8 protein-coding genes and 1 riboswitch are annotated in these 12,754 nt (G+C 34.9%); all 8 genes read left to right on the top strand.

Going from position 1 to position 12,754, the window contains the following annotated elements; translation table 11 throughout:
* Nucleotides 1-19 precede the first annotated feature (19 nt).
* Nucleotides 20-436 (top strand): universal stress protein, encoded by a 417-nt coding sequence (locus tag GI584_RS15890; RefSeq protein ID WP_100359796.1) that lies wholly within the window; start codon nt 20-22, stop codon nt 434-436.
* A 338-nt stretch (nt 437-774) separates the two neighbouring features.
* Nucleotides 775-1,392: a class I SAM-dependent methyltransferase gene (locus GI584_RS15885; protein ID WP_194842009.1), complete on the top strand. Its 618-nt coding sequence runs from the start codon at nt 775-777 to the stop codon at nt 1,390-1,392.
* A 375-nt stretch (nt 1,393-1,767) separates the two neighbouring features.
* Complete coding sequence (locus tag GI584_RS15880; protein WP_153791812.1) at nt 1,768-3,558, top strand: methyl-accepting chemotaxis protein; 1,791 nt, start codon at nt 1,768-1,770, stop codon at nt 3,556-3,558.
* Between the two features lie 436 nt (nt 3,559-3,994).
* A complete protein-coding gene (locus GI584_RS15875; RefSeq protein WP_153791811.1) occupies nt 3,995-4,300 on the top strand; it encodes a rhodanese-like domain-containing protein in 306 nt (101 codons plus the stop codon).
* A gap of 265 nt (nt 4,301-4,565) precedes the next feature.
* Entirely contained in the window at nt 4,566-5,999 is a 1,434-nt protein-coding gene (locus GI584_RS15870) for an RNA-guided endonuclease InsQ/TnpB family protein (RefSeq protein WP_153791810.1), read from the top strand.
* A gap of 213 nt (nt 6,000-6,212) precedes the next feature.
* A riboswitch (cyclic di-GMP riboswitch) is annotated at nt 6,213-6,298 on the top strand.
* An 88-nt stretch (nt 6,299-6,386) separates the two neighbouring features.
* A complete protein-coding gene (locus GI584_RS15865) occupies nt 6,387-8,237 on the top strand; it encodes a sensor domain-containing diguanylate cyclase (protein WP_153791809.1) in 1,851 nt (616 codons plus the stop codon).
* Nucleotides 8,234-9,532, top strand: a complete 1,299-nt coding sequence (locus GI584_RS15860; RefSeq protein WP_153791808.1) for an ABC transporter substrate-binding protein — start codon at nt 8,234-8,236, stop codon at nt 9,530-9,532. Before GI584_RS15865 ends, GI584_RS15860 begins: the two co-directional genes overlap by 4 nt.
* A gap of 387 nt (nt 9,533-9,919) precedes the next feature.
* Complete coding sequence (locus GI584_RS15855) at nt 9,920-12,466, top strand: PEP/pyruvate-binding domain-containing protein (RefSeq protein ID WP_100359802.1); 2,547 nt, start codon at nt 9,920-9,922, stop codon at nt 12,464-12,466.
* Nucleotides 12,467-12,754 lie beyond the last annotated feature (288 nt).

The following is a 12,754-nucleotide window of genomic DNA, read 5'->3' as shown; positions in this document are numbered from 1 at the left end:
TGGTAAATGAGGTGAAGGGATGTATCAAAGAGTATTATTAGCAGCTGATGGTTCAGATCACTCTATTAGGGCTGCATCTCATGCGGTGAAAGTTGCACAAATTGATCAAGGTAAAATAGATATTGTATATGCTGTGGATGGCAAAACATCGAAAGAGGATGTATTGCACGGTTTAGATAAGTATGACGTAAAAAAAGAAAGAAAAGAAAAATTAAAACCAGTAATGGAAGTAATCGAAGAAGCTGGTCTAGAATGTGAAACACATGTGGTGCATGGTGAACCAGGTCCTGCAATTGTAGACTTTGCTAACAAAAATGAATATGATTTTGTGGTAGTAGGAAGTCGTGGATTAAATCAAGTGCAAACAATGATACTAGGTAGTGTCAGTCATAAAATCGCAAAACGAGTACATTGTCCAGTATTAATAGTGAAATAATCTTTAGAGATAACAGGTATAGATGAAACCTGTTATCTCTTTTTTTAGTAGGAAAGAAAGTATAAAATTTCGGTATTTGTCTAGCTCCGAGCGCCCAGAAACTAGGCGACTTCACGAATCGCCCTACGATAAGTCATCATCGGTTTCGCAAAGCTCACCGTGATTCCTTTATCTCAGTTGTTTCTGAAGTCGCTACGTTTCTAAACGGGCGCTCTGCGCTTTTCTTATATTCTAAGAGGGTATTAGTGCAATAGAGAGCAAAACTAATTTCTATTTGTTCTAACAAATAGGAATTATATGTTATGCTTGATAGGAAAATTTAAAAAGCGGTGATTACATTGTTAAAGGATACTGGAGAACGTGTTATTCCGGAGAATATGGATATTACGAATGAATTATTAATAGAACACCTAGCACGTTATCATTTTTCTGTGCCGCATATATATGGTAGAACTTTGGATTTTGCTACTGGCGTTGGTTATGGAGCACATGTGATTGCAAAAAAATGTAAACATGGACTTGAAGAAATTATCGGAGTTGATATTGATTCAAATGCGATTCAATACGCAAAAGCAAACTATTATCACCCACTTTCTAATTTCAAGCTGGCAGATGTAACAGATCCTACCTTACCTGATCAATTAGGTACTTTTGATGTTATTTTAAGTTTTGAAACTATTGAACACATTGAAGATGAAGATCAATATATGGCAAATATTTATCATCTACTTAAACCTGGTGGAACATTGATATTATCAACGCCGTTCGGTGAAGGTAAGGGAAAATCATGCGGTTCTCCATTTCACGTGCATCAAATGACAGAAAATGAATTTTTGTCTATGTTTGATCAGTTTCAAAAAAAGAGGTTCTTCTATCAAAAAGGTGCTTTGATAGAACCAATAGAAAGTTCCCAAATGGATCATAAACCTCTTGGCATTGTCATTGCATATAAATGATTAGTCTCCTCAAAAAACCACAGGTAAATACATTCAAATATAAAGGTTAAGATTCTAAAGGACGGGAGCAGTGAAAAAGAGGTAGCTCCCGTTGAAAAGGAGAGCTCTAAACGACGGAGAAGCAAAAAAAGTGTGGCTCACATCGAATAGAATAACAATGTCGACACAAAATCAATTTACCTATTAGGTAAAAATGATCAAATAAGACATACCTTCATCGATTTCCCAGTATTGCATCGTAACAGTCGTTAGACTCTAAGCGTACTTTTTCTAATTAGTACTTTAGGACTGTTTGTGTATTACTTATAGTAATAATCCTTCTTAGATGATAATATATAAGGAGGAATTATATACTACATAAGGAAGGGGACAATCATGAAGAGGTTTCAGCAAATTAAATACAAATTACCCGTAATTATGATTTTATTATTAATTATTCCAATGGGAGTTGTTGGTTACATTGCTTATGAAAAGACAGAGATTTTAGAAAAAGCAATGATACAAAAAGATGATATTGTAGAAATATCACCAAAATACCAAGAAATATTTAAAAAATACGAAGCGTTTCTAATTTCTCTTACAGAATCAGAACAATTAAACTATGAAAAGGTTTCCACTTCTGATCTCCAAGATGCGAACTATTCACACATGCCCACAGTTAATGATCCCAAATTGACGAATTATTATGAAAGCTACTTAACAGAGCAAGAAAATGACGATGAGTATATTATTAATTTATATTTAGGAACGACAGATGGTGCTTTATATTTAAACAATGTTCCCGATGGTGATGTAAATTTAAATGAATATGATTCGACAACAACTGACTGGTATAATCAAGCTATACAATCACCAGAGGATGTAATATGGACGCAACCGTATATTGATACAGCTTCAGGGAAGCCGACGATAACTTTGGCAAAGGCAATTCATGGAGATAACGATGAATTAATCGGAGTAGGAGCGATTGACTTTGATATGTATCTTATCGCTACAAGTATGCGTCAGGATCTTGTTACTTCAACACTGATTACGAATCTTATCGCCATTATTGCTGGTTTAGCAATTGTTACTTTTATAGTAAGAACGATAAATTATAATATTTCGACGATAAAGAAGGAATTGAACCTTTTGGCACAAGGTGATCTTACAGGAGAAGAAGTTAAGGTAAGAAGTAATGATGAATTTGCTGAGTTAGCAAATGCTATGAACCAAATGAAAGAAAACTTATATAATATGATCAATCAAGTCATGATGGCTACAGGTCGTGTTATGCAGCAGAGTAGTACACTAAATCAATCTGCCGATCAGGTGCGTGAAGGAAGTGAACAAATAGCAGCTACAATGGAAGAATTATCGTCAGGAAGTGAATCACAAGCAAATCATGCATCTGATTTATCTAGTTCTGTTGAGCAATATAATCGAAAAGTTAAAGAAGTAGCTAGTCATGGTAATCAGGTAGCAAATGAGTCACAAGATGTTATGAATGTAAGTCAAGGTGGTCGTGAGGAACTGCAAAAGTCAGTTAATCAAATGAGAACCATTTATCAAATGGTACAAGACTCTTATCAAAAGGTATCCGGATTGGATAAGCGTACCGAAGAAATTGATAAAATTGTAATTGTTATTAAAGAAATTGCAGAGCAAACGAATTTACTTGCATTGAATGCTGCTATTGAAGCCGCTAGAGCAGGAGAGGCTGGCAAAGGCTTTGCTGTAGTTGCTGATGAAGTTCGAAAACTTGCAGAACAAGTAACAGATTCTATTGCAGATATAACTGGGCTGGTATCAAATATTCAAGATGAATCAGGACAAGTGGCTCAGTCATTGGAATCCGGTTTTAAAGAAGTCGAAAAAGGTACGGAACAAATGGAGAAAACAGGTGAAACCTTCACACAAATTAACCAGTCCATTACTGATATGGTAGATCGTGTGAAACATATGGTGAAAAATCTAGAAGAAGTAAATGAAAATAGTTTGGAAATGAACAAGTCGGTCGATGAAATAGCGGCTGTAAGTGAAGAGTCTGCAGCAGCCGTTGAAGAGACAGCCGCATCAGCTGAGGAAACGAATCATTCTATGGAGGAAGTTTCCAAAAGTGCCCGTGAATTAGATATATTAGCAGAAGAATTAGAAAAACAAATTCAAAAGTTTAAAATTGTGTAAATGAAGAAGAGATAGACTTAAATGTCTGTCTCTTTTTTTAAAAATAGAATAAAAACTTTATTTTATCGGGAGCGCAGTATAAAATGATATTAAAGATTATTCATCATTTATCGCCATTTTTTTCGAAAGATGGTTATACTATTGATTCGCGGAATGGAAACTATGTTTTTAAATATATTGAATATGGGAATCAAAGATCAAGTCTATTTAATGAAAGTCGTTAAAGGACAATTTATGAATGTTCGCCAGAAAACTCGTCACTTTAGTGATGAGAGGTTTCATAAAAAGAGAAAGTATATTTAAGTCGGAAGTTATTTTAAATGTTAGAAAAGGAACCTTAATAATGGTATTATTCAATGAGAGATTTCACTAGAAACCACTATCTACTTTAATCAATTAAAAATTGCTATACTAAGAGCAAACTGGAGGTTTAATCATGAAAGAGATTCAAGCAACAGAATTAGCAAAAAAATTAAACAATGGAGAAAAAGTAAACATTATTGATGTTCGTGAGGATAATGAGGTAGCACAAGGTATAATTCCTGGAGCGAAACATATAAGATTGGGGGAAATTCCTGATCGATTAGAAGAATTTAATAAATCTGAACATTACTATATGGTATGCCGTTCTGGAGCTCGAAGTGGCCGAGCGACTGAATACCTAGAAGCGAATGGTATTGAAGCAACAAATATGGAGGGCGGCATGCTTGCTTGGGAGGAAGAAACAGACATACCAGAATAAATGTGTTAATTGACGTAATAAAAAACTTTCCATTAAGTGATAAGAGTAATCTTTATGAGGATTACTCTTTATTTTATGAATGTTCGCCAGAAAACTCGTTACTTTAGTGATGAGATGAATGGCAAACGATTTTGACAGATCATACGTTCTGTATTAAAATAACATATAGGAACATTTGTGTGCGTTTGTTGGAAGTAAAGGATAGCATTACTTTTGAATCATTCGTATAAGCTTGCTTAAAGAAAATAGTAGGGAGGTGAGCAATATGTATAACACGCAACAAATTCGCATTAAAAAAGGGCATCAGCTCTATCATTATGGTGATCATGTCACGTTTTTAGCGAAAAACCTTTACAACGCCACCAACTTTCACATCCGTCAAATTTACATAGCGTTTGGTGCAGAAAAGCCATTCCAACCACTCCAACAAGAAGTTTTGGACCTCATCGAACAACACTTTCCACAAATGAATGCAATCAAAAGAAAAGCAGTAGAGAAGAAACGGGAAAAAGAGTGGCAAAAGCCCGTGGATCAGCGAAAAGAGATCAAAGATGCCACGTTATTTCAATCCCCATCTTCTCAACATAAATGGGTTCATTATGGCTTTTGGGATGGGTTGTTTAAAGCGTCAAAGAATGAGGATTATCTACCATTACCTAGTCAAGTCAACCAACAAATCATGAAAATGGTGTTTCAAAATTGGAAGTCTTTTTTTGCCAGCCTAAAAGACTATCAAGTAAATCCTCACAAGTATACCGGTAGACCAAAACTCCCCAAGTATGCACCGAAGAATGGAAGAAAAACGTGTCTATTTTCCAATCAAGTATGTAAGGTGAAAGACAACAAATTTTTAAAATTTCCCCATATAAAAGAAAAACTGAATATTGGCAAGTTAGGTCTGAGAGGGAAGCTGCAACAAGTGAGGATTGTACCGACTTATGGTGAATACACGGTTGAAGTGGTCATGGAAGAAGCGGAGAAAGAGCCAGTAGAACTGGATGAAAAGCATGTCATGGGGATTGATCTAGGTATTAATTGTTTTGCAACCATTGTCGATAACACAGGTTCCTCGCCTGTTATTATCAAGGGCAAAGCGATCAAGAGTATCAATCAATATTATAATAAACAACGTGCACACTATTACCGTATTTTACGACACGGACATGGTCCAAAGGAAGGTTCTTTCCATAGTAAAAGGTTGCAGCGGCTCGACCGAAAGCGTCATCACAGACTAAAAGATTATTTCCATAAAACCAGTTATCGTATTGTTCAATTAGCGAGGAAACGTCAAATCAGTACCATGGTGATTGGGGTGAATAAAGGATGGAAAAAGGATGTGACCATTCGCAGGAAGGATAAACAACACTTTAAATCGTTGCCTCATACGATGCTGATCCGAATGATCGAGTACAAGGCGGAACAATATGGCATCAAGGTCCACCGCCAAGAGGAAAGCTATACATCGAAAGCCAGTTTAGTAGATAGGGATGATCTACCTGTCTATGAAAAGGGTATTCCAAAGCATGTTGTGTTTAGTGGTCGCAGAATCAAATTAGGATTATATCACACCAAAGAAAATATGTACATTCACGCCGATGTGAATGCAGCGGGAAATATCATAAGAAAAGTAGTCCCTAACGCTTTTGCCGATGGGATAGAGGGCGTTGTGTCCCGCCCACTAATGTTAAGCATCGTTTAAAGTTGATACATTAGAAACTCGTCACTTTAGTGATGAGAGGTTCATAGTTCAAGAAATAAGTAATGAAAAAGTAATCATTTGATTAAACGCATTCGTTAAATTAAAATGACTATTTTTGTATTGATCGTTATGAGGAGATTATTATATTACATAGGAAAATAGATTTACATTTCACCGAATTATGTTAATGTTTATGATATAATAGTACTATTATAATAGAAAAGGCAAATCTATTGAAAAATAGAGACGCAAAACCACAGGTCTAAAGTGAAAATCACGATGATGGCTGGGTTACCTGTCATAAACTTCAGGAACCTATACATTTTTGTATAGTTTTTTTAATGTTTCTATAGGGAAAGAATATATTTGAGCGAGGAGACCATACATATGCGTAAGGTTATGAGTAAAAAAATATCATTGTTTATATTGATCTTAACTGTATCTGTCATTGCGCAAGTATATTCTGTTTCTTTAATTTTCGGAATTACCTTAAGCTTTGCTCCAGTTTTGTATTTAGCATCCATTCGAGTATATGGCTTTCGATTTGCACTTCTATTAACAATTTGTATGAGCATACTCACAAATTTTCTGCACATTGGTAATTCTTTTGTTTTCCTTAGTATTCTTGAGGTATTGATTATTGGGACATTTTACACTAAAAAAGGAAAAGATCTTTTTACATGGAGTTTTGTTTATTCATTTATCGTATTTCTTTTTTACTTTTTGATGTTATTTTTCTTCTCTGATGTTTTCGATGGCCAAAGGACATTAACAAATTTTATGATGCTTCAGTCTGTGACAGCTAGTTTGTTTGCTGCTTTAGTTGCAGACATGCTATGCGATTATCTTCCTCTCGTTTCAAAGTCAAAAAGCTGGTTCCATACGAAACATCAGCTCTATTTTGGTCAGGTGATTTCTCACATATTAATTTTTTCGGCTGTCTTTCCATTACTTATCATCATTTTAGTTAATGGTAGAGCTATTGAGAAGGATATGTATCAGGAGTATTATCTTCAATATCAACAGTTGGAAGAGCGATTGCAACTAAAAGTAGCTGAAATGGATTCTACAGATATTCAAAATTATGAACTAGACGCTGAATTAGAAAAAGCTAGAATCAAATCAATTTTAGATGAATTTACAGGGACAACAAACAAACAAATCTATATTATCGATCAAGACTATGAAATATGGCTGGATACCAATATTCAGAATACATCAAGCCCTAATTTTGATTTAATGGATGCTGGTTTTGTTAAAGATATTCATCCGAACGGTTTTATTTGGCTACCATCCAATCAACAAACTTTATCTGATTGGTATCAAGGCTATTATATAGGGGAAACTGCCTTTTTAAATAAAAGAGTATTATTAATTATTCCTATCAGTAGTGGAGTATTAGCATTAGCTAATGGTCTTAATGATTATTTAATATTCGCACTGTTGGTATTATTCATTGCATTAGTGTTTGGTATGCTGGTTAACCGTATCTTATCCAATTCATTAAGACGTCTTACACAAGTGACGAGTGATTTACCAGGAAAAATGAAAAGACAAGAAGCTTTCTATTGGAAAGATACTGCTATCGATGAATTTTCTAAGCTGGGACAAAATATTGAAAAAGTAGCCTGCAAGCTACAAGCGATGTTTGCCGATATAAAAAAGAAAAATGATTTACTAACTGCAAAAACAAATCAACTTATAGAATCTGAGTCGAAATTATATCACTTAGCGCACTTCGATACATTAACAGAATTACCAAATCGTTATTCTTTTCATATGGACGTAACAGAAATGTTAGATGAGCAAGTGAAGCTGGAGCGCTTTGTGATTGTGTTTATAGATTTGGATAAATTCAAACAAGTCAATGATACGCTAGGACATAGTGGTGGAGATTTATTATTAAAATTATTTGCAAAAAGGTTAAAACAATTTGAGCGAGACGAACCTGTTACATTTTATCGTTTAGCAGGTGATGAATTTGTTGCTATTGTGGAATTAACAACAGAGGAAGAAGTACAGTCGTTATGTAAACAATTAGTCGATGTAATTATTCAACCAATAAAAATTAATAAAACTGAAATAAAACTGACAGCTAGTATTGGTATAAGTTTTTATCCTGATAATGGGATTACCTTAGATGAATTATTACATCATGCGGATTCATTAATGTATGAAGAGAAAAAACATCATCACGATCTTCAAGATCTGACAACTTATAGGGAGGAAAACGATTGAAACCATTCAGATTATGGATAACAGCAGTAACTATAATTATCTTAGTTGGTTGTCATTCTTCCAGCTTTAAACCCCTTCAAGAATCTTCACTAGGGATTGAACCTGTTGAAATGGAAGAGAATGCTGAGAAGGATAAAAGATTGGTTATTTGGACACATTCTAATATATTTGAAGATTCATTGCCAGAGTTTTTAGATATGTATTCAGATGTTGAAGTAGATATTAAAGTTATTGAACAAAATCTAACACAGGAATACCGTCAAGGCATGTTATCAGGGAAATCACCTGATTTATATGTTTTACCTGATTATACTTTAGGTGAATTTACTGGTATAAGTGGTTTTGAAAACTTATATGAGGAAAAATATTATGAAGAAAGCTTTTTTGACCGAAGACCCGAAAGCTTATTAAATCATTATATAGATGAGGATAAAAATGAAATGTTTGCCATTCCGCTATTGTTTTTCCCTTATGTTACTTATTATCGGGCAGATATTTTAAATGAATACGGTTATCCCAGTGATCCGATAGAGCTGTCCAACTATATAAATAATCATGAAAATTGGCTGAACATGGCTCAAGATCTAAAAGAAAATGGTCACTATATTGTAGAATCAGAGCAGATGATGCTGGAAATGGTATTAAGAACGAGCTATTTATTAGATGAAGAATATAACTATTTAGCGAAAGAGGAACCTTATGTTACTACCTTTAATACTGCGACTGAAGTAGTAAATAAAGAGCTTAGTCCCTATATTAATATGTGGGACGAAACAGGGAAAGAAGCATTTCAAAATGATGAATTAGTTATGTTTCAAATGGCTAGTTATGTAACAAGTCATTTGAAGGAATGGGTCCCTGAGCAAAATGGAAAATGGGGGATTACGACTTTACCTTTCCAATTAGCAGGTGTTGACAAGCAAGCAAGTATGTCTATTGCTATATCTGAAGATAGTAATCATAAGGAACTGGCATGGGCATTTGCAAAAAAGATGGCTGATGACATGTTGGGTATGTATGAGCATCCAGAAAATGATCCCTTCTTTATAAATGAGGATTTAACACAATTATACTGGATTGCATTAAACAAAGACGTACCAGGAAAGCCTCAATCATTAGATCAAGACATTCAATTTATTTGGGATGTTGCGATGAAAGGTTTCAATAGTGGAAACTCTGTCACGCGCGAAGCAATCGAAAATGTAAATGAAGAAATAATGGAAAGAATAAAGTATGATCAGAGAGCATTACAGAAATTTATAAAAGCAAGCACAGAAGAAGGTACTGCAGAATAAGCATTGCCTTCTTAAAATGAATGAACAAAAAGGAGCACAAAATACATAAACAGCGAAGGTAGATTTACTTTCTTCCATTCTGAATTTTGATGGGTGCTACCATTCGCTCTGGCAGAACGCTCCCTTTCCGTGCCCCCGGAAAGGGAGTATTTTTCCGCAGCGTCGACTGAGCACTCATCATCAATCAGAAAGGGAGGAAGCCTGCCTTTTCTAAATTTTCATTAGTTTGCAGTTGTTATCTATTATGAACCAGATAAACAGATGGGAAAGGCTTTTTTTCTTATCATCTTATTGCATTGTATTGATGCCTAATCGATATAGGATTATAATGATATGATGTTATAATTAGAATATAAGGTATTTTTTAAGAAGTGGTTGGTGATCAAGATGAAAATGGAATTAAAGATATCAACAGGAATTCCTGGATTTGATAAGACGATTGACTCGTTGAGATTAGGAGATAATGTAGTATGGCAAGTTGATAATATTCGTGCATATAAAGATATTATTACTCCTTATGTAGATAAAGCATTACAAGATGATCGCAAGGTAATCTATGTACGCTTTGGCAAACATGAACCATTAATAGAAAGAGAGGGAGTTAAGCAGTACAACGTTGATGCAAAGAAAGGATTTGAAAGCTTTGCTACCGAAATTCATCGATTAATAGAAAATGAAGGATTCAAAACGTTCTACGTTTTCGATAGTTTGACGGATTTATTATCGAGTTGGTGTTCAGATCTAATGATTGGAAACTTTTTCAAAGTGTGCTGTCCCTATTTATATGAGTTAGATACGGTAGCTTACTTTGCGATTAACCGTAATGTTCACACGTATAGCACGATTGCTCGGATACGGGAAACCACACAGGTTTTGTTAGATTTATATGAAGTGGAGGGGAAGCACTATATTCATCCATTAAAAGTATGGCAACGCTATTCGCCCACGATGTTTTTCCCACATTTAATTGAAGGTGACCGAGTGAAAAGTATTACAGCAAGTTCAGAAGCTTCTGCTTTATTTTCTAATATCAATCGTGTGGAAGAACGGATGGATTATTGGGATGTTATTTTTTCAAGAGCACGTGAAGACTTGCAAAAAGATCAAGCGACACAAGAAAAAACAAAGAGATTTTTGATGACGCTGTTAATTGGTGAAAAGTCGAGAATGTTCGATCTTTGTGATCAATATTTCACATTGCAAGATATTTTCACCATTGCGTCGAGAGAAGTTGGTACTGGATTTATCGGTGGAAAAAGTGTCGGAATGCTGTTAGCAAGAAACATCTTAAAAGAAGATAAAAAGGATCGATTCACAAAATATATGGAAGCACATGATTCCTTTTATATCGGCTCTGACATTTTCTATACCTATATTGTTCAGAATGGCTGGTGGAAATTACGCGTTAAACAAAAAACAAAAGAAGGTTATTATAAGTACGCACGTGAATTACGGGAGAAAATATTAAATGGAGAGTTTCCTTCTAATATTAAAGAACAATTCGTTCAAGTATTGGAATATTTCGGTCAGTCTCCGATTATTATTCGTTCCAGTTCTTTGTTGGAAGATAATTTTGGTAACGCGTTTGCAGGGAAATATGATAGCGTCTTTTGTGTTAATCAAGGCACACCAGAAGAGCGGTATAAGGCATTAGAAGATGCGATACGTACTGTATACGCCAGTACAATGAATGAGGATGCATTGGAATATCGTATGAATCGAGGTTTATTTGAAAAAGATGAGCAAATGGCAATTTTGATTCAGCGAGTATCTGGTGATCATTATGAAGATAACTTTTTCCCGCATATCGCTGGTGTTGGTAATTCTTCCAATCTCTATGTCTGGGATAAAAGTGTTGATATGGATGCGGGGATGATTCGTTTAGTATTCGGATTAGGAACCAGAGCAGTTGACCGAACGGTAGATGACTATGCCAAAATTGTTACATTGGATCAGCCAACACGGAAGCCGTTAATGCATATGGATGATTTAAAGAAATTTTCGCAGCATGGAGTAGACGTTCTATCCATGTCGAGAAATGAATGGACTAGTGTGAAGTTAGATGAGGCAATAGCCAACGTTTGGGATGTCGAGCGTAACTTATTTGCCTCGATTGATACCGAAACAGCTTTCCGGTTGAAGGATCTAGGTTATAAGAACATGCCAACTCCATATATTCTTGATTTTAAAAATGTATTAAAAAACTCTAGTTTTCCAGAAGTTATGAGAGAGATTTTAGCAGAAATAGCTCGTGTCTATGATTACCCTGTTGATGTAGAGTTTACCGCCAACTTTCGTGATAAAGATAACTTTAAGATCAATATTGTCCAATGCAGACCTTTGCAAACAAAAGGACTAGGAAAATCAGTAGACATACCAGAAATTAGCCCTGATGAAGCCTGTTTTATTCAAACAGAAGGTAACTTTATGGGAGGAAACGTTCGTATTCCAATAGATTATTGTATTTATGTAGATATGGATGGTTACCTCAATCTAAGTGAACAAGATAAATATAGTGTGGCACGAACCATTGGCAAAATAACAAGAGATCTCAAAAATGAACGTGTATTTCTAGTTGGCCCAGGCCGGTGGGGCACGTCTACACCTTCACTTGGTGTACCTGTTCACTTTTCTGAAATTCAGCATGTTGCTGCTATATGCGAGGTTTCATCACAAGCAAAAGGTTTTATGCCGGAATTATCCTATGGTAGTCACTTCTTTCAAGATATTGTTGAATCGGATATTTTTTATGCGGCAATATTTGATGGAGAAGAAGGTGTTCGATTTGAACCTTCCTATGTAACAGATCAGAAAAATATTTTAACTAATTGGGTAGAAACGCCGACAGTTTCAGATGAAGTGATCCATGTAAGTAAAGTTACTGGTATGGAACTATTATCAGACATTGTGAAGCAGAAGTTATTGTGTAGATAGTATCATTATATAGACTGAATAGTATAAATCCGTTTCAATCAATTGGAATGGATTTATACTTTTGTTGAAAAGGTCTTATTAATACGTAATCCTACAGTTAGTTACTGTAGGTTTTTCTTATGGACAAAATATCTTTATCAGTTCAAATTTTGTCCATAAGAATCCCCTGCTTTCATTTGTCAAATGCTTTCACAAGCCGAAGTCTCCCTTTATCCTTGCTATTTTCAAACATTTTAAATCAAAATATATAAAAACGTGTTAAAGCTTGATATGTCGGTGTTTGTCACA

The organism is Gracilibacillus salitolerans (assembly GCF_009650095.1).
GTDB lineage: Bacteria > Bacillota > Bacilli > Bacillales > Amphibacillaceae > Gracilibacillus > Gracilibacillus salitolerans.
The sequence above is the reverse complement of the archived record's forward strand: the minus strand, read 5'-3'. Positions and strand labels throughout refer to the sequence as shown.

Coding starts and splice junctions, on each gene's coding strand:
- GI584_RS15865 (WP_153791809.1), top strand. CDS start 6,387: ATGCGTAAGGTTATGAGTAAAAAAATATCATTGTTTATATTGATCTTA.
- GI584_RS15890 (WP_100359796.1), top strand. CDS start 20: ATGTATCAAAGAGTATTATTAGCAGCTGATGGTTCAGATCACTCTATT.
- GI584_RS15870 (WP_153791810.1), top strand. CDS start 4,566: ATGTATAACACGCAACAAATTCGCATTAAAAAAGGGCATCAGCTCTAT.
- GI584_RS15855 (WP_100359802.1), top strand. CDS start 9,920: ATGAAAATGGAATTAAAGATATCAACAGGAATTCCTGGATTTGATAAG.
- GI584_RS15875 (WP_153791811.1), top strand. CDS start 3,995: ATGAAAGAGATTCAAGCAACAGAATTAGCAAAAAAATTAAACAATGGA.
- GI584_RS15880 (WP_153791812.1), top strand. CDS start 1,768: ATGAAGAGGTTTCAGCAAATTAAATACAAATTACCCGTAATTATGATT.